This is a genomic window from Conchiformibius steedae, assembly GCF_014054725.1.
GTDB lineage: Bacteria > Pseudomonadota > Gammaproteobacteria > Burkholderiales > Neisseriaceae > Conchiformibius > Conchiformibius steedae.
In genome coordinates, this window is sequence record NZ_CP059563.1 from 1,498,887 (window position 1) to 1,523,558 (window position 24,672).

25 protein-coding genes are annotated in these 24,672 nt (G+C 50.2%); 7 read left to right on the forward strand and 18 right to left on the reverse strand.

What is annotated here, in order from left to right; all coding sequences use genetic code 11:
- Positions 1-16 precede the first annotated feature (16 nt).
- The 6 genes from H3L98_RS07905 to H3L98_RS07930 form a co-directional block, all read right to left on the reverse strand.
- Complete coding sequence (locus H3L98_RS07905) at positions 17-631, reverse strand: uracil-DNA glycosylase family protein (protein ID WP_051531994.1); 615 nt, start codon at positions 629-631, stop codon at positions 17-19.
- Entirely contained in the window at positions 631-1,263 is a 633-nt protein-coding gene (locus H3L98_RS07910) for an HI_0552 family protein (protein ID WP_034333051.1), read from the reverse strand. Before H3L98_RS07910 ends, H3L98_RS07905 begins: the two co-directional genes overlap by 1 nt.
- A complete protein-coding gene (locus tag H3L98_RS07915; RefSeq protein WP_211247093.1) occupies positions 1,254-2,387 on the reverse strand; it encodes a restriction endonuclease subunit S in 1,134 nt (377 codons plus the stop codon). Before H3L98_RS07915 ends, H3L98_RS07910 begins: the two co-directional genes overlap by 10 nt.
- Entirely contained in the window at positions 2,350-4,083 is a 1,734-nt protein-coding gene (locus H3L98_RS07920; RefSeq protein WP_246327801.1) for an HsdM family class I SAM-dependent methyltransferase, read from the reverse strand. The genes H3L98_RS07915 and H3L98_RS07920 overlap by 38 nt, the downstream gene beginning before the upstream one ends.
- Positions 4,084-4,330: 247 nt before the next feature.
- Entirely contained in the window at positions 4,331-6,598 is a 2,268-nt protein-coding gene (locus H3L98_RS07925) for a Tex family protein (RefSeq protein WP_027021536.1), read from the reverse strand.
- A gap of 220 nt (positions 6,599-6,818) precedes the next feature.
- Positions 6,819-8,129, reverse strand: a complete 1,311-nt coding sequence (locus H3L98_RS07930; protein WP_027021537.1) for an ammonium transporter — start codon at positions 8,127-8,129, stop codon at positions 6,819-6,821.
- 491 nt (positions 8,130-8,620) lie between these two features.
- On the opposite strand from H3L98_RS07930, the gene H3L98_RS07935 reads away from it, so the two are divergent.
- The gene (locus H3L98_RS07935) at positions 8,621-9,553 is read left to right on the forward strand and encodes a tRNA dihydrouridine synthase (protein WP_084481874.1); all 933 of its coding nucleotides are present in this window, start codon (positions 8,621-8,623) and stop codon (positions 9,551-9,553) included.
- 63 nt (positions 9,554-9,616) lie between these two features.
- Here H3L98_RS07935 and H3L98_RS07940 read toward each other — a convergent pair whose 3' ends face one another.
- Genes H3L98_RS07940 through H3L98_RS07950 form a run of 3 tightly spaced genes read right to left on the reverse strand, consistent with a single transcriptional unit; the run spans position 9,617 to position 11,308 of the window.
- On the reverse strand, positions 9,617-10,363 hold the full coding sequence (locus H3L98_RS07940; protein ID WP_027021539.1) for a PhnD/SsuA/transferrin family substrate-binding protein: 747 nt from the start codon (positions 10,361-10,363) through the stop codon (positions 9,617-9,619).
- A 12-nt stretch (positions 10,364-10,375) separates the two neighbouring features.
- Complete coding sequence (locus H3L98_RS07945) at positions 10,376-10,753, reverse strand: roadblock/LC7 domain-containing protein (RefSeq protein WP_027021540.1); 378 nt, start codon at positions 10,751-10,753, stop codon at positions 10,376-10,378.
- Positions 10,754-10,774: 21 nt separating this feature from the next.
- Complete coding sequence (locus H3L98_RS07950; RefSeq protein ID WP_246327802.1) at positions 10,775-11,308, reverse strand: PAS domain-containing protein; 534 nt, start codon at positions 11,306-11,308, stop codon at positions 10,775-10,777.
- A gap of 305 nt (positions 11,309-11,613) precedes the next feature.
- Between H3L98_RS07950 and lysS the strand changes: the two genes are divergently transcribed.
- Positions 11,614-13,131 carry a lysine--tRNA ligase gene (gene lysS / locus H3L98_RS07955; RefSeq protein ID WP_027021542.1) on the forward strand — a complete coding sequence of 506 codons (1,518 nt, stop codon included), beginning with the start codon at positions 11,614-11,616 and terminating at the stop codon, positions 13,129-13,131.
- A 169-nt stretch (positions 13,132-13,300) separates the two neighbouring features.
- Here the strand turns inward: lysS and H3L98_RS07960 are convergent, their stop codons facing one another.
- The 8 genes from H3L98_RS07960 to rarD all read right to left on the reverse strand — a co-directional run bounded on the left by H3L98_RS07960 (position 13,301) and on the right by rarD (position 21,534).
- Positions 13,301-13,903, reverse strand: coding sequence for a YfgM family protein (locus H3L98_RS07960; protein ID WP_027021543.1), 603 nt, complete (start codon positions 13,901-13,903; stop codon positions 13,301-13,303).
- 1 nt (position 13,904) lies between these two features.
- On the reverse strand, positions 13,905-15,206 hold the full coding sequence (hisS, locus tag H3L98_RS07965) for a histidine--tRNA ligase (RefSeq protein WP_027021544.1): 1,302 nt from the start codon (positions 15,204-15,206) through the stop codon (positions 13,905-13,907).
- 154 nt (positions 15,207-15,360) lie between these two features.
- On the reverse strand, positions 15,361-17,673 hold the full coding sequence (locus tag H3L98_RS07970) for a Tle-like phospholipase domain-containing protein (RefSeq protein WP_051531996.1): 2,313 nt from the start codon (positions 17,671-17,673) through the stop codon (positions 15,361-15,363).
- A 104-nt stretch (positions 17,674-17,777) separates the two neighbouring features.
- Complete coding sequence (deoD, locus tag H3L98_RS07975; RefSeq protein WP_027021545.1) at positions 17,778-18,488, reverse strand: purine-nucleoside phosphorylase; 711 nt, start codon at positions 18,486-18,488, stop codon at positions 17,778-17,780.
- Positions 18,488-19,720, reverse strand: coding sequence for an aspartate kinase (locus H3L98_RS07980; RefSeq protein WP_027021546.1), 1,233 nt, complete (start codon positions 19,718-19,720; stop codon positions 18,488-18,490). Before H3L98_RS07980 ends, deoD begins: the two co-directional genes overlap by 1 nt.
- 76 nt (positions 19,721-19,796) lie before the next feature.
- Positions 19,797-20,240: a protein YgfX gene (locus H3L98_RS07985; protein WP_156932220.1), complete on the reverse strand. Its 444-nt coding sequence runs from the start codon at positions 20,238-20,240 to the stop codon at positions 19,797-19,799.
- Between the two features lie 15 nt (positions 20,241-20,255).
- Complete coding sequence (locus tag H3L98_RS07990) at positions 20,256-20,615, reverse strand: hypothetical protein (protein WP_027021547.1); 360 nt, start codon at positions 20,613-20,615, stop codon at positions 20,256-20,258.
- 10 nt (positions 20,616-20,625) lie between these two features.
- Entirely contained in the window at positions 20,626-21,534 is a 909-nt protein-coding gene (gene rarD / locus H3L98_RS07995; protein ID WP_027021548.1) for an EamA family transporter RarD, read from the reverse strand.
- 110 nt (positions 21,535-21,644) lie between these two features.
- Between rarD and H3L98_RS08000 the strand changes: the two genes are divergently transcribed.
- The 5 genes from H3L98_RS08000 to H3L98_RS08020 are packed head-to-tail and all read left to right on the forward strand — an operon-like array spanning position 21,645 to position 24,057.
- Positions 21,645-22,079, forward strand: a complete 435-nt coding sequence (locus H3L98_RS08000; protein WP_027021549.1) for a type II toxin-antitoxin system RatA family toxin — start codon at positions 21,645-21,647, stop codon at positions 22,077-22,079.
- Positions 22,072-22,365: an RnfH family protein gene (locus H3L98_RS08005; protein WP_027021550.1), complete on the forward strand. Its 294-nt coding sequence runs from the start codon at positions 22,072-22,074 to the stop codon at positions 22,363-22,365. Before H3L98_RS08000 ends, H3L98_RS08005 begins: the two co-directional genes overlap by 8 nt.
- Positions 22,366-22,390: 25 nt before the next feature.
- Positions 22,391-22,966, forward strand: coding sequence for an aminoacyl-tRNA hydrolase (gene pth / locus H3L98_RS08010; protein ID WP_027021551.1), 576 nt, complete (start codon positions 22,391-22,393; stop codon positions 22,964-22,966).
- A gap of 4 nt (positions 22,967-22,970) precedes the next feature.
- Entirely contained in the window at positions 22,971-23,453 is a 483-nt protein-coding gene (locus H3L98_RS08015) for an aminoacyl-tRNA deacylase (protein WP_027021552.1), read from the forward strand.
- A 40-nt stretch (positions 23,454-23,493) separates the two neighbouring features.
- Positions 23,494-24,057, forward strand: a complete 564-nt coding sequence (locus H3L98_RS08020; protein WP_027021553.1) for a tetratricopeptide repeat protein — start codon at positions 23,494-23,496, stop codon at positions 24,055-24,057.
- Between the two features lie 51 nt (positions 24,058-24,108).
- On the opposite strand, the gene H3L98_RS08025 is transcribed toward H3L98_RS08020, so the two are convergent.
- Complete coding sequence (locus tag H3L98_RS08025) at positions 24,109-24,657, reverse strand: SMI1/KNR4 family protein (RefSeq protein WP_027021554.1); 549 nt, start codon at positions 24,655-24,657, stop codon at positions 24,109-24,111.
- Between the last annotated feature and the right edge of the window lie 15 nt (positions 24,658-24,672).

Sequence of the window (24,672 nt, forward strand, 5' to 3'; positions counted from 1 at the left end):
GTTATTGTAAAGAATTTTAACGTAAATTGATATACAACGGCAGCGATGCCGCTGCCATAACTTTGCGGTAGGCTTGCGCCTTTTGCAGCAAAGGCAAAGGATAGGCGCGTGATGAAGAAGGCAGACGGTATAAAGTCAGCTCACGCCCCGCACAGCAGGCGGTAACGGGCGCAGCAATAGTTGGCAATTTCGCCCCTGCGCCCAACTGCGGCAGCAGGATTTGCGCCGCCTTATCGCCGGTAAACGCCACAGTTTGACACTGCGGCAGCCGTGTCAGCAGCTCGGATAAATCCACTGCCTGCACCACTTCCAAAAAACGGTCGGAAGCATTACCGCGCAAACGGCGCACTTGCGCCGCCGCATCGCCCACCGCAATGCCCGCTTGATTTAAAAACGCACGGATTGCCTGTTCGCGAAACGTTTTGGCAGCCGTATCCACAAAATAATCCTTATCGCCAAAAAACACCAGCCCGAAAATCCGCCACATATCGTTTTGAAAATTGGGATAATAAAAATCCATTTTCCAACGCCCGCGCGGTGGCGGAAAACTGCCGAGCATCAGCAATTTGGTATGCGGCGGCGCAAACGGCGGCAGCGGGTGGGGTTCAATGGCAATATTTTCACTGTTCATTATTTATCCGTTTGAATATGGCAGGCTTCGTATAAAGGCAACAAATCCCGCACCGTGTCCGCTATCCACACAACCGCATTGGTATCCGCCAAATTTTCTTTGGCGATGTGTTTGCCGATACAGTAAAAGTCTTGCTGATCACGCAAGGGCAAACCGTTTTCAGGCAACTGGTTTACCGTGATGTAATCGGCATACTCGCCCTCGCTGTCGCGCCAAAACTCAAAATCGGCAAAACGCTTTTTGTCCAACGCAATAAAACCGTTTTGGTAATCCGCCAAAGTGTAGGCGGAACGGTCGGCGCGGTGGGCGTGCCAATCCAAACTGACGGTTAAACGGCGGCGGTTGAGCAACAGCGATAAAATCGCCGCCGAATCCTGATAATGTGCATATTTGAGAAAGGCAAAAAAATGAGCGCGTACCTGCCAGCCGTTACACCAGCGTTCAATATGCGGCGGCGCAAACGGCGCACCCAAAACCTGCGCCGCTGCATTGACCGTTTCGCGCCAATCCTGCCACGCCGCTTTATAAGCCGCTTTTAACGGTTCGATTTGTTCGGGGCAATATTGTTTTAATTGCACAAATTGATAGAAGGGTTGGCTGAGTAAATCGCAGTGCTGTTCACTTAATTGCATGTTTGACACTTTCGTTTTACAGATAGCTTGAGACATGTCAAATAATGCATAATTTGTCGTAGTTTAATTTGTTCCATATACTGCGACATATACACCCAATCAGGTTGCCCATTTCCATTTTCAGGCAGCATGATTTTTTGACGCGACATTCGTGTGGCATTGAATTTATAGCCATATTGATATTTGGATTTTTGTTGCAAAATCGCCGCTTTTAAAAACAAATAAGCATATTTATCCGCATTTTCAGATTTGATTTTCAAGCGTTTCACATCATCGGAAAACAAACATTCATACGGATGATAAAAATTTTCCACCACGCTACCATTGTAATTCACACCCAAAACATTTTTATCCAAACTGCTGTTTTGATTGGCAACAAAAGCAGTAATGCCATTATTGCTGTCGCTTGCACCAACAAATGGCATATTACCAATAATCATATCCTGTTTGGTTAGCCGAACACCTGACAAAATCTCGCAAACCTCTTCAATCGCAAAAACCGCCCACTTAATTTGAGTTTTGCAAAACGCTACCCCCCCCTGCACGAAATTTTCAATATAATTCAATGAATTATAATATTTTAATAGAGTGTGAATTTTATTTTGCTCAATTTGGCGCATAAAATTTTCCATAAATTGCCAATCGGGTTTTCCTTCTGAATTAACTGGCAATAAGATTTTCTCTCGCTGAATCCGTTTATCATTGATTTCACGATTAAATGAATATTTTTCTTCCAACCGTTTAAGTAAAGTTGAAAGAAATAGATAAACATATTTATTAGGCTGTTCCATTTGCAAAGCAGTAACATGGTCGCTGGCAACGAATCGATAATGATGAAAAAAAGTTGAGCCAACACTGCCACTGTTTGCCAATGTCAAACAATTCTCAAAAATGCGGACACCTAACGAATTACCAATGAAATTATCCACGCCATTGTTACTCGCAGTTGATGAAACATATGGCATTTCACCAGCTTGTTGATTGCCTTTGGTTAATCGCTTCCCACGTTGAATTTTGGTAAAAATATCGGAAATAAAAAATTCACGCCATTCAATTTCTTTCAAGTTGCCTGAATGTGTCCTCAACTCACTCATCATCTTTCCCCAATCCAAATAAATACCCACGACCATGTGTTATCATATTGACTTCAAAAGTCAAATAATCGGCAATCACTTGTTCAAAATCCGCTTCCGTTGGAATTTCATCATTGAAATAGTAAAACGAATGCAGCCATTCATCATCGGCTTCAATCGTGGTTTCCACGCAGAATTTGCTTTCCGCAGACAGCCTGCCATGCCAAACGTCCAATAAATGTTCTTTTTTGTCTTTTGCACTAACCGTTTCCACCAAACCAATGTGTTTTTGCACTTCAAAACCGTCATTTTCAAAATTGATAAATTTGACCATTTTGTCTTTATCATGCGCGATGCCAGTGGTGAAAATGGCGATACAAGGGTTGGTTCCTACACCGTAAAAAGTATTTTTATTCAACGTAATCACACCTTCCAACGTGTGTTTTTTCAAAATATTTTCTTTAATAGATTGTTCCTCTTTGGTTTTTCCTGTCATTGATGATTGTGGCACAATCACAATTGCTTTGCCGTCTGCCGTCAAAGAATCCAGCAAACGTTCGGTAAAAGCCATTTCATATAAATTTGGATTGTTTGTTGAGCCTTGCGAATACGGCGGATTCATCATGCCGATATTGCAGCCTTTTAGCTGTAATTGTGCAGGATTTTGTTTTAAAAAATCTTCTTGCTCTAAATTACTTTTACCATCGCCACGCAAAATCATATTGGTGGTAGCAATGGTAAACATATACGGTTGTAATTCAATGCCGTGTAAGTTTTCTTTGCGAATACGGCGTTTTTCCACATCTTTATCGGTTTTTTCCAACATATGGTGCATGGCTGCAATCAAAAAACCTGCCGTACCGCAGCAAGGGTCAAAAACCTTATCACTCGGCTTTAGATCAATCAATTCACAAAATAACTCAACAACATGACGTGGAGTTAGTATAATACCAAGCGTTTGCCCATCGCCACCTGAATACGACATAAATTCGCCATAAAACCGCCCTAAATAGTCTTCTGACGATTGAATGTTTTTGATGTTTTTATAAATATGCTCATAAATAAATTGGGCGTAATGTTTCAAAGGCGTTTTACCCAAAGTAGGATTGACTTCGTTAATCGCTTTGGTATCTTTAATTACCAAAAATTGACTGAGCAATTTGTCTTTTTTGACTTCGGGTTGAACTTGAGCGCGTTGCAAATTGCTGGCAATCGCTTCACAAATTTTCTGCCCATCGGTTTTGACATCATCTCCATTCAACAAATCTAAACTGAAATTTTGAAAATCAATTTCGCGCAATGCCAACAAAATACCAGAAACAATCAATGGTTTGTCTTTATCTTGAATGCTGCCATAATTGCGTAAATCTTCATGCAAGGCTTTGGCATCTTTTAAAATTTCAGCGGTGGTTCTCTCTTCGTCCGTTTGTTCTTTCAAAATGTATTTGGTGTAATATCCTTTGATGTTTTTCTCATTAAAAAGCGTAAATGTCTCAACATCTTCCAACTCTTTGTATTCACCCCGCTCATTGATAAACAAGGGTGAAATTTTGTGGCGTTTGTCATCACCTGACACACCAATCGCAATCACTTTGTTATAACTGGTTTTTTTCGCCAAATGAATGCCATAATGCAAAGCACCATTAACCGCAAAATCGGTAATGCTTTTCTTTTCTTGGCAAATCAGTTGTTCGGTATTGCGTTGAATGTGTTTGGCAATATCCGCTTTGTCTTCAATCACAATCACGAAATCTTGTACCACACCACAATATTCAGGAAAACCTGTATTACCTTTGCCTGATTTGGACGCAGTTTTGAGTGCGTCATCCAATTCTTTAATGGAACTGCCTTGTGGGTCTAATGAAATACCAGCTTCTTTCAATAATTCATAAACCCATAAATCGGTTTTGACTTCTTTTTTTGCCATAATTTTTATTACGTTAAAGTTATAAAATTGAATATAAAGTACAAAAAGTTTTAAAGCAGTCTCTATTTTACCTCTTCAACTTGGCAAACGCATCTGCCATAGCGGAATTGCGCGGGGCGGTTTCGCGTTTGTCTGGGCGCGGGGCGCGGCGTTTTTCAGGCTGTGTGTTTTGGCTTTTGGCGGGGGCATCGTCGTTCAGGCGCATAGACAGGGCAATGCGTTTGCGCGGGGCATCTACTTCCAGCACTTTCACTTTTACCACGTCGCCCGCTTTCACCACTTCGCGCGGATCTTGCACAAATTTATCCGCCAGTGCGGAAATATGCACCAAGCCGTCCTGATGCACGCCGATATCGACAAATGCGCCGAAATTGGCGACATTGGACACCACGCCTTCCAAAATCATGCCTACCTGCAAATCGCTGATTTCGTTAATGCCTTCGGCAAAAGCGGCGGTTTTAAATTCGCCGCGTGGGTCGCGCCCCGGTTTTTCCAGCTCTGCCAAAATATCGCTGATGGTGGGCAAACCAAAACGTTCGTCAATAAAATCGGTGGCTTTAATTTGGCGGATTTGGTCGCGGTTGCCAATCAGTTCGGCGGCGGTCAGTTTTTGCTGCGCCAGCATTTTGGCAACCACGGGATAGGCTTCGGGGTGGACGGCAGAGGCGTCCAAAGGTTCGCTGCCGCCGTTAATACGCAGAAAACCTGCTGCCTGTTCAAAGGTTTTTTCGCCCAAACGGGGGACTTTAAGCAGGGCATTTCGGTTGGCAAATGCGCCGTTGGCATCGCGATAAGCAACGATGTTTTTGGCTAAAGTGTTGTTTAAACCTGAAATCCGTGCCAGCAAGGGCGCAGAAGCGGTGTTTACGTCCACACCCACGGCGTTGACGCAGTCTTCCACCACGGCATCCAGCGATTTTGCCAAACGGCTTTGATTGACATCGTGTTGATACTGCCCGACACCGATGGATTTGGGGTCAATTTTCACCAGTTCGGCAAGCGGGTCTTGCAGGCGGCGGGCGATGGAAACGGCACCGCGCAGGCTCACGTCCAAATCGGGAAACTCGGCGGCGGCAAGCTCGGAAGCGGAATAGACAGACGCGCCCGCTTCGGATACGGTGATTTTGTGCAAGCCGCTTTCAGGCAGCCTGTGCAACAGTTCGGCGGCGAGTTTGTCGGTTTCGCGGCTGGCGGTGCCGTTGCCGATGGCAATCAGTTTGATGTGATGTTGTTTAACCAAACGCGCCAAGGTGTTCAGGGCGTTTTCCTGTTGGTGCAGATAGACAACGGCGGTGTCCAATAATTTGCCTGTGTCGTCCACGACGGCGGTTTTGATGCCTGTGCGGAAACCAGGGTCAAGACCCAAAGTGGGCAAACGTCCTGCGGGGGCGGCAAGCAGCAGGTCTTTGAGGTTTTTGGCAAAAACGGTAATGGCATCGGCATCCGCCTGTTCTTTTAAGGCAGACAGGGCTTCGGTTTCCAAGGAAACAAACAGTTTGCCGCGCCACGCCAGCCGCACGGTGTCGCGCAACCACGCATCGGCGGCACGTCCGCGCTCGGCAATGCCGAAATGGGCGGCAACGGTGTCGGCATAGGCATCTTCGGCGGCGAGGGCGTGGTCGTCCTGATAGCTTAAAAATACGCGCAACACGCCTTCATTGCGTCCGCGCAGCACCGCCAAGGCACGGTGGCCGGGCATGCGGCACAGGGCTTCGCGGTGGTCAAAATAATCGCGGAATTTTTCGCCTTCAGCTTCTTTGCCTGCCAGCACTTCGGCACGGATTTCGGCTTCGTGCCACAGTTTTTCGCGCAAACGCCCGACCAGTTCGGCATCTTCGGCAAATTGCTCGATTAAAATGGCGCGTGCGCCGTCCAAAGCGGCTTTGGTGTCGGCAATGTGTTCGTTCAGATAGGCGGCGGCTTCGCTTTCAGGCTGGCGCGTGGGGTCAGACAGCAAGGCATCTGCCAAAGGCTGCAAACCGTGTTCGCGTGCGATTTGAGCTTTGGTGCGGCGTTTGGGTTTGTAGGGCAGATACAGGTCTTCCAACGCGGTTTTGTTGTCGCAGGCTTCAATGGCGGCTTGCAGTTCGGCAGTAAGTTTGCCTTGCTCGCTGATGCTGTTTAACACGGTGGTTTTGCGCTCTTGCAGTTCGCGCAGATAAGTCAGGCGTTCAGACAGTTGGCGTAATTGTGTGTCGTCCAAACCGCCTGTGGCTTCTTTGCGGTAGCGGGCGATAAAAGGCACGGTTGCGCCTTCGTCCAACAAGGCAACGGCGGCGGTGATTTGAGCGGGGGAAGCAGCCAATTCGGTGGCAAGCAGGGCGTGAATATCCATTACAGTCTTTCGGTTAAACGCACAGACAGGGTGTCGCCCTGCCTGAAAAAAGTTTTATTTTACCGCTGCAAACGGCGGAATTCCAAACCCAAAAGAAGCAAAAGGAAATCAGGCAGAAAATGGCATACGCGATGCGTACGCTATGATTTGATTTGGCTGCCTGTTTCTGTTTGACAGGGTAACAAACCGTCAAACAGAAACAGGCAGCCGCAAAAGAACGTTATTCAACACGTTCGCCGTGAATATGCAAATCCAAGCCTTCACGCTCGACATCGTATTCCACCCGCAAACCGCCGCCAAAACGCTGAATCAGCCACAGCACGCCCGCACTGACCACACCGCTGTACACCGCCGTTACCGCCACATCTTTAAACTGAATCCACAATTGCCGCATCGGTTCTGCCGTACCGCCGAAAACCGAATTGTCAAAACACAGCCCCGTCAGCAATGCCCCGACAATCCCGCCAAAACCGTGAATACCGAAAGCGTCCAAGCTGTCGTCATAACCCAATTTGCGTTTCAACACTGCGACAGAAAGATAACACGCTGCCGCTGTGAGTGCGCCAATGGCAAACGCTCCCTGTAAATTTACAAAACCCGCTGCGGGTGTAATCCCCACCAAGCCTGCCACTGCGCCCGAAGCCAAACCCAAAGCAGACGGGCGGTGTCCGACCACTTTTTCACACACCATCCATGCCAACGCCCCTGTTGCTGCTGCAATCTGCGTGGTTGCCACCGCCATTCCCGCCGCCGCATTCGCCGCCACCGCCGAACCGCCGTTAAAACCGAACCAGCCCACCCACAACATCGCTGCGCCCACCAAAGTAAACGCCATATTGTGCGGCGGCATCGCTTCGCGCCCGTAACCCACGCGCCGTCCCAACATCAAACACGCCACCAAACCCGCCACGCCCGCATTCACATGCACCACCGTACCGCCCGCATAATCCAATACACCGCCATTAGCCATAAAGCCGCCGCCCCACACCCAATGGCACACCGGCACATACACCAGCAAAAACCACGCCCCCGTAAACCACATCATCGCACCAAAGCGCATCCGCTCGGCAAACGCCCCTGAAATAATCGCCGCCCCGATAATCGCAAACGTCATCTGAAAAAACATAAACACCGTTTCCGGGACTGTCGGCGCGTTGGGCATTACGGTTGCCGTTTGTGCCGCCGCATCCACCCCCATGCCCGCCAAAAACAAACGTCCCGTACCGCCAATCAGCGCATTATTCGGCACAAACGCCAGCGAATAGCCCACCGCCGCCCACAACACACTGACCAATGCCGCCGCCGAAAAGCTGTGCATCATGGTCGACAACAGATTTTTCTTCCTGACCATGCCGCCATAAAACAATGCCAAACCCGGCAGCGTCATAAACAACACCAGTATCGCCGACACCATCACCCAAGCCGTATCGCCCGAATCCAATACCGAAAACGGCTGCCTCCACCCGTCTGTTGCCGCAGCCTGTACCACTGTTGGAAAGATAAGGCTTGATACCCATACACCTCGTTTCATGGTTTATTCCTTTCTACTGTTTGATTTTTGCTGTTTAAAAAAGCCAAATCAGATTGGGTCAGACAAAGCTGTTCCCCAACCTTGCCATATTATCCCGAATCACACAACAGCATAAAACATTTAGGAAATTTTAGACTTTTGCATATTCCCGTCATATTTTGGTCTTGCCATATGGTTCAGGAAAGACCAAATTATCTTACCGCACTTTTCCGCCCAATTGACAATTTTTGTAAAGAAGTTTAAACACCAATTTAACAATTTATTGATTAGCGAAAGAAAACATATAACTACAAAATCCGTAACGGTTTATATCCACCCCACCTTGTGATAAAACCCCAAACAGCGATAATCCGAACCGTCAATATTTGGCTGTTTTCAGCCACCGTACCCGAAAACACACAGGTAAGCACAAAATGATTCCCGAAGTAAAACAAACAGAAAACAATCCATTAACCGATTCAAAAGAAGTAATACAAATTTGGCTTGCGCCCATGCAAGGCTTATGCGACCCCGTCATGCGCGATTTGCTGACCCGCATCGGCGGCTATCACGGCTGCGTGAGCGAATTTGTCCGCATTACCCACACCATACACGGACGCGCTGCGTGGCTGCGCCATGTTCCCGAACTGGCGCACGCCAACTTAACCCCCGCAGGCGTGCCGTGCGCCGTGCAGATTTTGGGCAGCGACGAAGCCATGATGGCACAAAACGCCTGTGAAGCTGTGCGTTTTGGTGCAAGGCATATTGATTTAAATTTCGGCTGCCCTGCCCCCACCGTTAATAAACATCAAGGCGGTGCGGTATTATTAAAAGAACCCGAAAAAGTGTACCGCATTGTCCGCAGCGTACGCCAAGCCCTGCCCGACACGGTTGTACTGACCGCCAAAATGCGTTTGGGTTACGACCACACCGATTTGGCATTGGAAAACGCCCAAGCCGCCGAAGCAGGCGGGGCATCGCTGCTCACCGTCCACGCCCGCACCAAAGCGCAAGGCTACCGTCCCCCTGCCGATTGGGCATGGCTGCCGCGCATCCGCCAACATATCCGCATTCCCGTGATGGCAAACGGCGACGTGTTTACCCTGCAAGACTACCACGCCATCCGCCAAACCAGCGGTTGCACCCACATTATGCTGGGGCGCGGTGCAGTAATGCGTCCCGATTTGGCGCGACAAATTTGGCGATACGAACAAGGTCTTCCCATTGATGAAGCTCAATTCCAAAATGAAATTATCACATGGATTCAGTTGTTTATTGATTTGTGCCTACAGCACGAAGCCCAAGGCAAATACGCCATCGCCCGTTTAAAACAATGGCTGGGTATGATGAAAACCGCCTATCCCGAAGCCGAAACCCTGTTTACGCTTATCCGCAAAGAAACCGATATTGCCCGTATTCAACCAATCATCGCCAGTTTCCAATAACCAAACGGCAGCAGAAACATCCACTTCTGCTGCCGTTGTTTTCATTGAAAAAACCTGCGCCGTTTAGTCGCGCAAAGTATCCATCAAATCAATCATAAATTCCGCATCTTCTTCATCAAGCTGCTCAAAACCTTGACTAATCCCCAAATCTGCCAACACCATTTCGCCTGCCCTGTCGCGGCGCATTTGTGTAAAGGCATCGCACAGGGGACGGCGGTGCGCCGCCGAATCGGGGTGTACCACCAACACATGGCTGATGTCGTCCAAACGGCTTTCCATCAGTACGTGCAAACGCTCGCGGGTGCTGGTGTTAAACGCGCGGTAGGCAGAAGACAGAAAAAATGCAGCCTCGGCTTCACGCGCAATCAAACGGCGTGCAGCAGCCTGAAAAGTAGCGGCTTTTTCCCAACGGATATCGTATTCCGACAAAGCCGCCGATTCCAACAAACGCAAACCCACCAAACGCACATCGGCATTGTCGGTTACCAAAATACGCGATTGTTCGGGCAGCTCGTCCGAATGCTGAAACGGCGCATCGGCATAGGTGGCAATTACCATTTCATCGGGGCAGTCAATCGGGCGCACCACAGGCAGATAACCTTCGCGGCGGATTAACTCGGCAGCGTGAAAGGGATTGGCATACACCAAATCCACGCGGTTTTGCTGATACATTTGGCTTTCTTCCTGCGAATCGGCAGGGGTAAGCAAGCGGATACGCAAACCGGTGCGCTTTTGCAGCAGGGTATTGAAAATGTGCCAGCCGGAAAAGTTTTCGGGCGGAAAATCGGGGGCAATCAGAAAATTCAACATATCGCGCCCCCGTTAGAAGGCTTTGGACAAGTCGTGCTGCGCCAATTCTTTGACTGCCTGACGCGCTTTAAGCAAAATCATGCCCAATTTGGCATCTTCGCGGGCAGTGAGCATCAGCACCGCTTCTTCGCCGGCGCGAACCAGCAAAATATAGCCGTCGTCGCCCTTTACCATAATTTGGTCCAGTTTGCCGCAGCTTAATTCTTTGGTGGCGCGGTTGCCCAATGCCTGCAATGCCGCCGACACACCGCCCACACGGTCAATATCCGTGCCTTGGCGCAAGGCTTCGGCAATTGCCAAACCGTCGGTAGAAATCAGTGCCGAAGCGGTAATGTCGGCGGTGGAATGGTTTAAATCTTCCAACACACGTTGGATGTAACGCTTATTCATCAGAAACTCCTGAAATATGTGTTATGCTGCAGCGGTATGGTTTTGTTCCTGCGCCAGCATTTCGGCATACAGGGCGCTGACTTCTTCAATTTTGCTGCGGGCGGGTTTGCGGCGCACCGAGGTATAACCCTGCACTTCGCCTTTGCGGATATTGGGAATCACGGTGGCATACACCCAATAACAGCCGCCGTCTTTACGCAGGTTTTTCACATAGCCGTACCATTTTTTGCCTGCCTGCAGCGTTTCCCACAAATCGCGGAACACAGCTTCGGGCATATCCGGATGGCGCAGCACACAATGCGGACTGCCAATCAGCTCTTCGCGCGTCCAGCCGCTCAATTCCACAAAAGGCTCGTTGGCGTGTGTGATGATGCCGTTCAAATCGGTGCGCGAAGTAATCAGGCAGCCGTCGGGATATTCGGCTTCATAATCGGTAACAAACACCCGATATTCCTCGCCATAATAATTTTTCCGCGACACAGCCCGATTCGCCCCTTGCGGCTCGGGCATCTGCAACACCCTGACAGACATCGTTTGGGTTTTCTTTTCGGTCATTTATTGTCCTTGATTTTTAATGTAACCAAATCCGCAGCGCACACTGCCAGTGTTGGTACGGATTCACGTCCCCGCACAAATCATTGTTTCTGCTGAAAGCAAAAAACAATCACACCCATTGGGTTTGATGTTGGCGGGCAGGCAAATATACACAAAACCACCCGTTTGCGCTGCACAAAAATTTTGACATCGGTCAAACATACGCCATATTCCGCGCAGGCGCAGTTCTTTCAAAAAACCGCCAAAACGCGTACAATTTAAAGTTTTGTTTTATCAAACACGATTATTTTCAAGAAAGATTCAGCATGAGCGAAACACAGCATTCCGCCGCCGAAGAAACGATTTTGGACGAAAACCAAATCATCGCCGTCCGCCGCGAAAAACTGAACGCCATCCGCAGCCAAGGCATTGCCTTTCCGAATGATTTCCGCCGCGATGCCTTTGCGGGCGATTTGCAGGCGCAATACGGCGACATCAGCAAAGACGAACTGGACCCGCAAAATATTCCCGTGAAAATCGCGGGGCGCATGATGCTCAAACGCCAAATGGGTAAGGCGAGTTTTGCCACCATTCAAGACGTCAGCGGGCAAATCCAGTTGTATTTAAACAATAAAGGCGTGAGCCAAGAAGTATTGGACGCGTTCAATCATTGGGATATGGGCGACATTATCGGCGCGGAAGGCACGCTGTTTAAAACCAATCACGGCGAATTAACCGTGCGCGTGGCGCACATTCGCTTGTTAAGCAAATCGCTGCGCCCGCTGCCCGACAAACACAAAGGCTTGTCCGACCAAGAAACCAAATACCGTCAGCGTTATGTGGATTTGATTGCCAACGCCGACAGCCGCGATATTTTTATCAAACGCAGCCAAATTGTGCAGGCCATCCGTCAATTTATGGTGGACGAGCGTTATTTGGAAGTGGAAACGCCGATGATGCACCCGATTCCGGGCGGGGCAACGGCAAAACCGTTTGTGACCCATCACAATGCCTTGGATATGCCCCTGTATCTGCGCATTGCGCCCGAATTGTATTTAAAACGGCTGGTGGTGGGCGGTTTGGAGCGCGTGTTTGAAATCAACCGCAATTTCCGCAACGAAGGCATGAGCGTGCGCCACAATCCCGAATTTACCATGATGGAGTTTTACGAGGCGTTTTGCGGCTACCAACGCATGATGGAAATGACGGAAAACGTGATTCGCGCCGCCGCCCAAGCGGTTTCAGGCAGCCTGAAACTGACTTATAACGGCAAGGAAGTGGATTTGGAAAGCCCGTTTGAACGTTTAACCATTTTGCAGGCGATTAAAAAATACAATCCGCATTACACGGACGAGCAGTTAAACGACCCCGAATGGCTGAAACAGGAAATTGTGAAACACGGCGAAAGCCTGCCACCCAGCCCCGGTATCGGCAGTTTGCAACTGGCATTATTTGAAGGTTGCGCCGAAAGCAAATTGTGGAACCCCACTTTTATTGTGGACTACCCTGTGGAAGTGTCGCCTTTGGCGCGCGCTTCCGATACACAGGCGGGTCTGACCGAGCGTTTTGAATTGTTTGTAGTCGGGCGCGAGTTAGCAAACGGCTATTCGGAGTTAAACGACCCCGAAGACCAAGCGGCGCGTTTTAAAGCGCAAGTGGCACAAAAAGACGCAGGCGATGATGAAGCCATGCACTATGATGCCGACTATATCCGTGCCATGGAATACGGTTTGCCCCCCACAGGCGGCTGCGGCATCGGCATTGACCGTTTGGTCATGCTGCTGACCGATGCACAAACCATTCGCGATGTGGTGCTGTTCCCGCAAATGCGCCCCGAAGCCTGATAGATTCAAGCATTAAATTATCCCCGATAAATCACTTATCGGGGATTTTAATCAACCATATATAGTTGATTAAAATAAAACGAGACAAGGCGACAACGCCCGCCGTGTACGGGTAGTACATCAGGGCGTTGGCAACGCCGTATCGTTGCGATTTTAATCAACTATAGTTTTAAAGCTGTGCCAATTTTAATTGCAAGGCTTCACGGTTGGGCGCATCTTGCGGCAGTTTGTCCAAAGCAGCCTGATAAGCGGTTTTGGCTTCCGCCTGTTTGCCCTGCGCGGCATACACATCGCCGCGCCCCTCGTCTGCCAAAGGCACAAACGCCGCCGCAACAGGCGTTGCCAACACGCTTAAAGCCTGTTCGTACTGCTTTTGCTGCACCAGCACATTTGCCAAATTTTGCGCGGCAACGGCTTGGAAAACATCATTTTTTTGATGTTCCAACACCCAACGGTAGGCTTTGGCTGCTTCCTCATAATTGCCTTTGTCAAACGCCTGCTGTGCAGCGTTTAAAGTGGCTTGCGCGGCAGCGGCACTGCCGTCAAACTGCTGCTGCAACGTTGCCAACTGCGCCGCATCGCCGCTTTGCTGGGCTTTTAATGCCATTAAAGAAGCCTCTTCATTGCGGTTTTGCTGATGGTTTTGGTATATCACATGCCCCAAATAACCCAATGCCCCCGCCACCAGCGCAGCAAACAGCCATTTACCGCCGTTGCGCCAAAAATACTTGGCATTTTCAATATCCTGTTGTTCGTCATGATGTGCTGACATTTTAATTATCCTTTTGTTGCCATTGTTCTAATTGAGAAATTACCGCATCGGCAGACACGGTGGTCTGACCGCTGTTACCGCGCAAATCTTTCAGGGTAACACTGCCGTCTGCCAATTCCTGTTCCGCCACAATCAGGGCAAAACGCGCCCCGCTTTTATCGGCGTGTTTAAACTGCTTTTGCAATTTTCCACCGCCTGAAAACTGCAACACGTCCCAACCCGCTTCGCGCAGCAACGCTGCGTATTTCATCGCTTGCAACGCCGCGCCTTCGCCCTGCTGCATCACAAACACATCGGGCGCAGTATCAACGTGTAAACTTCCGTATTCGCGCACCAGCAGCAGCAGACGTTCCACGCCCATGGCAAAACCGATAGACGGCGTGTCTTTTCCGCCCAATTCCGCCATCAACCCGTCATAACGTCCGCCGCCACACACGGTTGCCTGTGCGCCCAATTTATCGGTAACCCATTCAAATACCGTGTGATTATAATAATCCAAACCGCGCACCAAACGGTGGTTTTCCACATAGGCAATCCCCAAACCGTCCAGCAATGCTTTAAACTGCTGATAATGCCCGCGCGACTGTTCGCCCAAATAATCCGCCAAACGCGGTGCTTGGTTGGCAATGGTTTGTAAATCGGGATTTTTGGTGTCCAACACGCGCAAAGGATTGGTGTGCAGACGGCGGCGGCTGTCTTCGTCTAAAGCCGCTTCGTGTTCGGTCAGATACGCCACTAAAGCACTGCGATGGGCGGCGCGTTCTTCACGGTTGCCCAAACAGTTGATTTCCAGCGTTAAAAATTCAGCAATCCCCAATTCGCGCCACAAATCGGCACACATGGCAATGATTTCCGCATCAATCTGCACATTATCAAAGCCCAAGGCTTCCACGCCCACCTGATGAAACTGGCGGTAACGCCCTTTTTGCGGGCGTTCGCGGCGGAACATCGGTCCCATATACCACAGTTTTTGCGGCGACTCGTGGGTTAAATTGTGTTCCACCACCGCGCGTAAACAGCTTGCTGTGCCTTCGGGGCGCAGGCTCAAACTCAAACGGTCGTTGCTGTCGGAAAAAGTGTACATTTCTTTGCCGACCACATCGGTTTCTTCGCCGATGGAACGCACAAACAGCCCCGTCTGTTCCACAATCGGGGTGCGGATTTGACGGTAGCCGTAGCGTTTCGCCCATTTTTGCACGGTGTTTTCAAACGCCTGCCAAAACGCAGCGGTCAGTTTAAAATCTTTTTGCTCTACAGGAAGCAAATCATTCATGCCTTTAACGGCTTGGATTTTTTGGCTCATAAACACGCAACCGCAGCCACAAACGGCGCGGCAAGTTAAAGATAAAACAGCTTTTATTATAACCCAATAAACCTGCGCTGTTTGCCTGATTGATGTATCGGACAAAAAAATCACGCAGCCAAACCATTTGGCGGCTGCGTAATGTTCTTTGGATTTAGCCAATCAAAGCAGCGTGTACGGCTGCCAGATTCTGCTCATCATCAAAGCGCACAAAGGCGTGCAAAGTGTCGGAATCGGCGGTTTTGTACGACAAAGTTTGTTCGCTCTGATTCCACACCAGCGCAGATTTCTTTTCAAACAAATGTTTGGTATTGTCAAACAGAATATCGCCAAACTGAAAACCGCCGCCGTGGTCGGCAAACAAAGAACGCATACCGCTTAAATCCAAACGATCGCCTGCCGAAAAATCGCTAATCACGTCCGCGCTGCCGTCTCGGTTGAGTTTGTCCGCCGAAAAACGGAAGGTGTCGTTGCCCGCCCCACCTGCCATCACATCCAAACCGCTGCCCGCCGCCAACACATCATCGCCTGCCGCGCCGTACAGCACCGCCGCTTTATCCTGCACACCCGCCAAAGTGTCGCCACCCTGTGTACCGTTGATAATGATTTTGTTATGCGCCAGCCATTGCGCCCATTCTGCGTTATTGATGCCCAAAGTCAGCGGCGGCGCACCCGACGGGGTATAAACCAATTGGTTATCCTGCACCTGCGCCGACAATTCCACGCCCAAGGCTTCAATCAAATCCCCTGTTGCGGTTTCTTTGCCTGCAATGGCAAGCACCACTTCTTCATTGGGTTTGATGTTGTAGTAATCGCGCAAATCAATATCAATTTCCGCATTAAAGCGGTCGCTGCCGACTTTTACTTCCAAAGCATCTGAAAAACCGTCGCGGTCGGTATCGGTTTGGTTGTCGTTTTTGCCGACATTCAAGCCAAGGTGTTTTTCCTGCGAATAGCTTAAGCCATCGCCGTCATCATCTTGGTTTTCATAGTATTTATCGGTGCGATAGCCCGAACTGAAATGTTGGCGGATTTCGCTGTCTTCGGCATAAAAATTTGCCATCGCATGTTTGGATTCCTGATTACCGGCTTGGGCAGATACCCAAGTGGTTCTGTCATATGCACCGAAAACATCGCTTAACCATTCGCCAGTAATAACAAAAGACGTGGTTTTGGTAATCTGTTTGGGGTCGGATTTATCGGTGTGGTCTAAATCGGCTTCGCGGGTCAGCCAACGGTCGGTTAAACGGCGGGCTTCTTTCAAATCCGAACTGGACTGTAATCCTGTTTTTAAAATGGCAGGATTAAATAAAGCACTGTGCTTAAATGCTTCATTATTTTTCATATTGTGCGCGGCAAAATATTGTGCCAAATAACCACCCAAAGAATGTCCTGTAGAATAAACTTTCTCAGGATTAAAACGTGCTAAATCAGCCGTTACTTTTTCTGAAAGCTCAAATACCTGGCTTGGTCTTACGCCTACTGCCAATTTTGCATCGGCAGTAATATCTGCAACATTGCTTGTGCCACGAAATGCCACCACAACATTCTGATAACCGTTGGCGGTTTTGCCGTTACCGAAAACGGCATAGTCCAAGCCCGTACCAAACAAATCATGACCGTTATAGGCTTTTAATAACTGCCAATGTTCAACCAGTTCTCTGGGGTCGGTTGCTCCGTTAAAGCGTTTTGGGTCGCTGCCCACGCTTTGAATACTATAGCTATCTTTTTCATCAAAGATATTAGATAAGGCTTGGGGCTTTTCGTATGCCAATGTGGCAAACATCCGCAAATCACGGTCAGACACATTCCAGACATTAGGATTGCTGTCATGGTGGTCAATAATACCGTCGCCGTCGCTGTCGGGCAGGTAGGCTTGACGGATATTGCTTTGCACTTTGCTTGCGCCGTGTTTTTGGGTGTATTGCGCCAAAATATTGTTTTCAGGCACATCGGCTACGGTTAACTTTTTGCCTGCATGCAATACATTGTCTTGCCATTTGTCCAAGGGCTTGATTTGCTGGCTGTCGTTGCCATACACCAAGCGGATGTGGTTGGCAACAGGCTCGGCAGGCGGGGGATTACTGCCGTTGTCGTTGCCTTGATTGGCAGAATTATTGGGGGCTTGGTCGGATTTTCCGCTGTCCGAGCCGCTGCCTTTGGCAGCTAGGGCAAATCCGCCCAACGCCAGCAATCCGCCCGCCACGCCAAAAGGCATTACGGGAATGCTTGATGCTTTCACTGCGGCGGGGGCAGCAGTTGGCACGGCAGCACTGGGCAACGCATCAGACACATAAGAGGTGCGTGTATTGCTAACGGCTGCTGCTTCGGGGATTTCTTCGGTAAGGATAGCGCTATTTTCGGCAGCGGGCGTGGGGTTTTCTGCTTCAATCGGCAGCAGTTCTACGCCTTGTTCGGGGATTTCGGTTTGCAAACGGGCTTGGGGTTTGCCTTTGGGTGTGGACATTCTGTAACTCCAAACGGTTTAGAAACAGGGGTAAAAATTACGCATAATAACACAGGCTGTTTTACACGGGGTAAAACAGCCTGATTTTCTATAAACCGTGTGGTTTACAGGTTTTTCGCAGCGTCTAAAGCGATGGTAATCATGTCATTAAAGGTGCGCTGACGCTCTTCGGACGTGGTGTATTCTTCGCGAACAATGTGGTCGGAAACGGTGCAGATACAGGCGGCTTTCGCGCCGAATTCGGCTGCCACGCCGTACAGTCCCGCTGCTTCCATCTCCACACCGAGAATACCATAACGGCGCAGGGTGTCGGTCAGGCTGCGGTCGGGGTGGTAGAACAAATCAGACGAAAACAGATTACCCACTTTGGCGGCAATGCCGTTTTGCTGCGCCGACTGCACCAGTGCCCGTGTTAAACCGAAATCGGCAATCGCGGCAAAATCATGTCCGTTAAAACGCATACGGTTCACTTTGCTGTCGGTACACGCGCCCATGCCAATTACCACATCGCGCACATGCACATCGTCCAGCACCGCGCCGCACGAACCCACGCGAATCAGGTTTTTTACACCGTATTCGGTAATCAGTTCTTTGGCGTAAATGGAACAAGACGGAATGCCCATGCCGTGTCCCATCACCGACAGGCGTTTGCCTTGATAAGTGCCTGTGTAGCCGTACATATTACGCACGGCAGTCACTTGTTCGGCGTTTTCCAAAAAGGTTTCGGCGATGTATTGGGCGCGTAAGGGGTCGCCCGGCATCAGCACGGTTTCGGCAAACGCGCCTGCGGGGGCGGAAATATGCGGGGTGGACATCAGGCTTCCTTTTCTTTATCCAATTCAAACTCTTTGTGCAAGACACGGGTCGCCAATTCCATGTATTTTTCGTCAATCAGCACCGAAATTTTGATTTCTGATGTGGAAATCATTTGGATATTGATGTTGTCGGCAGCCAAGGCGCGGAACATGCGCGATGCCACGCCCACATGCGAACGCATACCCACGCCCACAATGGAAACTTTGCACACGCTGTCGTCGCCGCTGACTTCTTCTGCGCCGATGGTGTCTTTGAGTTTGCCGAGCAAATCCAAAGTGGGTTGGTAGTCGCCGCGCGGTACGGTAAAGGAAAAATCAGTCGTGCCTTCGTTGCCGACATTTTGGATAATCATATCCACATCAATATTGGCATCGGCAACCGCGCCCAAAATCTGATAGGCGATGCCGGGCTTGTCGGGTACACCGCGCACATTGATGCGGGCTTGGTTTTTGTCAAAGGCAATGCCTGATACGATGGCTTGTTCCATGTTTTCGTCTTCCTCAAAAGTAATCAGCGTGCCGTCGCCGCCTTCCTGCAGGCTGCTGAGCACGCGCAAACGGACTTTGTATTTGCCCGCAAATTCCACCGAGCGGATTTGCAGCACTTTGCTGCCCAAACTCGCCAATTCCAACATTTCGTCAAAGCTGACGGTGTCCATGCGCCGTGCTTCGGGTACGACACGCGGGTCGGTGGTGTAAACGCCGTCCACATCGGTGTAAATCTGGCATTCGTCTGCTTTTAACGCTGCCGCCAATGCCACAGCAGAAGTGTCCGAACCGCCGCGCCCCAAAGTGCTGATGTCGCCATCGGCGGTAACGCCTTGGAAACCCGCCACAATCACCACCCTGCCCGCTTGCAGGTCGGCGCGCATTTTGCTGTCGTCAATCTGCTCGATGCGAGCCTTGCTGTGTGCGGTATCGGTTTGCACCGCCACCTGCCAGCCCGTGTAGCTTTTGGCATCTACGCCGATGTCTTTCAACGCCATTGCCAGCAGCCCGATGGTAACCTGTTCACCAGTGGACAGCACCACATCCAATTCACGCGGGTCGGGGAACGCCTGCATTTCGTTTGCCAATGCCACCAAACGGTTGGTTTCGCCGCTCATCGCCGACACCACCACCACCACGTCATGCCCTTCGGCACGGGTTTTGGCAACACGTTTGGCAACGTTTTTGATGCGTTCTACCGAACCGACAGACGTACCGCCGTATTTTTGTACAATTAAAGCCATAATGATGTTCTCAATATTTAGAGCAAAAAATCTTTACCCCGCCGCAGCTGTACGGCGAGTGTGCCAGTATAGCAGATTAACCCGCTGATGACGTATCCGCTTGCGGACGGCGCGGGCGGATTTTTTCCTGTCCGAAACGCGCCCACACGCGCAGTTTGCGGAAATCATCGCGCGACAGCATATCGGGCAAGACCATTTGGTCAATGCGCCGTCCTTTTTCGGTGCGCCAACACAAAAAACAGCCGTAAACGTGTATAAAGCTGCCTGATGCCAGCGTTACCGCCAAAGGTTTGCGCCTGCCCGCCACATACAGCCACACCCGCCCGTAAGCATCAATACGCAGTTTGCGTACCACCACAGACGGTTCGCGCCACGCATACGCCGCCGTTGCCAATAATAACACCAGCACCAATGCCCGCGCCCCGCCGTGCAGATACCACACACAACAGCCCATCAGCAGCGCAAACAGCAACATACAACCGATTCGCCGCCATTGGGACGGACGGAAAGCAAATTCCAAGCCGCGCACCGCTGCTTACGCCATATTATCGGGCAAGGGCGAAACGTGCCATTGCGCCTCTTCCAAATCCGTTACCGTATCATGCACTTCCAAATCAAAAAATTCCCAAAACGTCTGCAAATCCATCTGCTTGGGCCACAAAGGACGCTCAATCGCCCAAGAGCTTAATTCTGCTTCAAAAATCCATTGGTATTTTTCATCAAAATACGCTACTGCCTGTTCGGGTTCGTCAAACTGTGGCACGAGAAACACGCTGCAATTGGCGCGTAACTGCGCCAGCGTTAAATCGGGCAGGTCGTCGTCGCAGCTTTTGAGCCAGTTTAAAAACACTTCGGTGGGTTTCAGCACCACAGCGGTACGGTCAATCAGATACATGGTTCTTTCCTCAAGATGATTTTGACGGAACGGAAGCCGCTCGCCGAAGCCCCCACAAAAACACGCCCACCGCCAGCCACACCAGCACATAGCCCGTCAAACGTTGCTCGTCCAAACGTTCGCCAAACAGCAGCAGCCCCGACAGCAGTTGCAGCGTGGGCGAAATATATTGCAGCACCCCCAACAGCGACAGGGAAATGCGTTTTGCCCCCGCCGCAAACAGCAGCAAAGGCAAGGTGGTTGCCGCGCCCGAACCGAGCAGTACCGCGTTTTGCAGCGGATTCAGTTCGGCAAAACCAAACAATTGCCCCTGCACGGCGCACCACAGCAGATACGCACCTGCCACAGGCAGCAGCAACCACGTTTCCAAAAACAATCCAGGTAAAGCGTCCATGGGCGCGAGTTTGCGGATTAAACCATACAGCCCAAAGCTGGCAGTCAGCAGTATCGCCACCCAAGGCACGTTGCCCGCAGGCACGGCAAGCCACGCAATGCCTGCCCCCGCCAACACCAGCGCAATCATTTGAATACGGTTTAAGCCTTCTTTCAACACCACCCTGCCCAAAAATACACTGAACAAAGGATTGATAAAATAGCCCAAACTGGCTTCCAAAACACGGTTATTCACAATCGCCCACAAATACACCAGCCAGTTCAAACCAATCAGCAGCCCCGACAGCACAAACACCGCCAACAGTTTCGGACGGCGCAACGCATTGATTACCGCCTTGCCCTGTTTCAGCCACAACATCAGTCCCAAGGTAAACAGCGCCGACCACAACACCCGTTGCGCCAAAATCTGTTCCGCAGGCATAGCAGACTGGTTTAAAGGATACCAATAAATCGGAAACAAGCCCCATATCACATAGCATAACAGCGAATAATACAGACCCTGCCGATAACGCGCCGCCTCATCCATAGCCGTCCTTCCGCCAAAATCGGCGATTATAACAAAAAGCCCGAAGCCTCACGCCAAAACGCACCCTGCACAACATCGGTTATAATATTTATTTTTGCCGATTAAACGCCATGTCTGCCGCCCACATTCACAAATCGATGCTGGTTTTGCACAGCGCCGAACACATGTACCGCTTGGTTGACGAAGTGGAACACTATCCCGATTTTCTGCCGTGGTACGGCAAAACCGAAGTCATCAGCCGCAGCAACACCGAATTGCAAGCCCGTTTGCACATAGACTACATGGGTTTGCGCCAATCGTTTGCCACCCGCAACACCAACACCCCTTACAGCGAAATCCGCATGAACCTGTTGGAAGGTCCGTTTAAAAGCCTACACGGAACGTGGCGTTTTACCCCCGTGGGCGACGATGCCTGTAAAATTGAATTTTCCCTACATTACGAATTAACGGGCTTGCTGGCGCGTTTAATCCGTCCTGTGTTTGACGGCATTTGCCGCAAACTCGTTGATGCCTTTGTCAAAGAAGCGGACAAACGTTATGGCTGACATTGATATTGAAATTGCCTACGCCTGCCCCGAAAAGCAGGTGTTGTACCGTTTGCGCGTGCCTGCGGGGACAACCGTGCGCCACGCCCTGCACAAAAGCCCTTTAGCACAGGATTTTCCCGAATTGGACACCAATGGCGTACCGCTGGGGATTTTCGGCAAGCGGGCAGACGACCACACCGTTTTACAGGCGCACGACCGCATTGAAGTGTATCGCGCCCTAATCGCCAACCCCAAACAGGCACGGCGCAAACGCGCCGCCCAAGCCAAGCAACACCAAGCATAGCTTTCAACCATTTAAGGAATTTTTGATGAACATCAGAATGATTGTCGGTTTGGGCAACCCCGGCAACGAATACCGCGACACCCGCCACAACGCAGGCTTTTGGCTGTTAGACCAATTGGCGCAGCAATGGCAGGTAAGCTGGCGCAACGAAAAGAAATTTTTTGGCGACATGGCGCGGGCGCGTGCCGCAGGGCGCGAGATTTACCTGCTCAAGCCCGAAACCTATATGAATTTGTCGGGCAAGGCAGTGGCAGCGTTGGCGCAGTTTTACAAAATCGCCCCCGATGAAATTTTGGCAGTACACGATGAATTGGACATTCCCTGCGGGCGCATCCGTTTCAAACAAGGCGGCGGCAACGGCGGACACAACGGTTTGAAAGACATACAGGCGCGTTTGGGTACGCCCGATTTTTACCGTTTGCGCTTGGGCATCGGACACCCCGGCGACCGCAATTTGGTAACGGGCTATGTGTTAAACAAACCCTCTGCCGCCGAGCGCGAGCTGTTAGACCGCGCCATTGAGCAATCCCTGCAACACCTGCCCTTAATTTTAAACGGCGAGCGCGAAGCAGCGGTACGCGCCCTACACAGCGGGGCATAACGGCATGGCAAAGCCCGATTATCCCATTACCCCTGCCGTGCGCTTTTTGCGAACACAGCAAATTGATTTCACCCCGCACCCCTACCCTTACCGCGAACACGGCGGCACCGCGCATTCGGCGCAGTGTTTGGGCGTGGACGAACATTGTGTGATTAAAACCATTGTGTTGCAAAACGAAGCCAAACAAGGCTGCATTATGCTGATGCACGGCGACCGTCAGGTATCCACCCGCAAGCTGGCGCGGCTGCTGGGTATGCGCCACCTTGAACCTGCCACCCCGCAGCAGGCAAACAAATGGACAGGCTATCTGGTGGGGGGAATCAGCCCGTTCGGTATCAAAGCCGCCTTGCCTGTGTATGCCCAACACAGCATTTTTGCACTGCCCGAAATCTACATCAACGGCGGCAAACGCGGCTTTTTAGTGTCGTTGCGCCCCGATGCGCTGCACAGCCTGCCCGCTACCGCCGTTGATGCCGCTGCCGATTAAACCCGTTTGTTGTTTTCAACATCAAGAAAAGGAATCCGCCATGAAACGCACCCTGTGGCTTGCCGCTGCCGCGCTGGTATTCGCCCACGCCGCGCCCGCCGCCCCCGCTGCCGACACCCAAACCGTGTACCGCCAAGCCGTTCAAGCAGGACAAAAAGGCGATTACCGCCGCGCCTTCCTCCTGCTCAAGCCCTTGGCAGACCGTGGCGATGCCGTAGCACAAAACAATATCGCCGTGCTTTACCGCGACGGTTTGGGCGTAAAAGCCGACAACACCCAAGCCCTAAAATGGTACAGCAAAGCCGCCGCCCAAGGCATTGCCGAAGCCCAGTTTGAAGCAGGACTGATGCACGCACGCGGACAAGGCACAAAACAAGATTTCGCCCAAGCCGCCAAATGGTACACACTCGCCGCCAAGCAAGGACACCCCGAAGCACAAAACAATCTTGCCGTGCGTTATGCCAGCGGCACGGGCGTAGAACGCAATCTTTTTCAAGCAAAATACTGGTTCGGGCAAGCCGCCATGCGCGGACACCCCACCGCCGCCGCTTCCCTGCGCGAATTGCAGCAGCTGGAAAAGCAGCAGTCTTCAGGCAAAAAATAAAAACCAAGGCACCGTTTCAATTACGGTGCCTTGCTTGTTAATAAAACGCCATTATAACAATCTACCTGTTGTTAATTCCTTAAAATCATTATTACTTTCCCCAGTAATAGGACATATAGTAATTTGGCGATAATATTTTAAAAAATCAAATAATGTACCAAATTCTTTTAGTGTCTCTTCATTCTCATCCCATTCATAAACCATATCATTATCATCTGATGCAAACATAAAGTAGGAAACTATATTTTCATTTATTCCAGCCACCGTAATTATTTTTCTTTTAACAACATCACCAACAGCACAAATAAATGCTTGGCAATCTTGGTCATTAATTAATTCTACCCTTGATGATTCTCCAAAATAATATTCCACACCACTTTTATATATATAAATATCCTCCCCAAATAATAGTCCACCAGAACATTTACCCATTGTCATCAATAGTTCTTTAAATTGACCATGAACAGGAAAGTTATATTTTTGTTCAATCTGCTTAATTTCATCTTCGGTATAGCCCTGAATCAGTTCAGGACGTTCAATGAAATGATTTTCAGGATTTTTAATGCTTAATAGCATTTGAATTAAGTTGTCCATTTTCATTATGCTGCCTTGGTT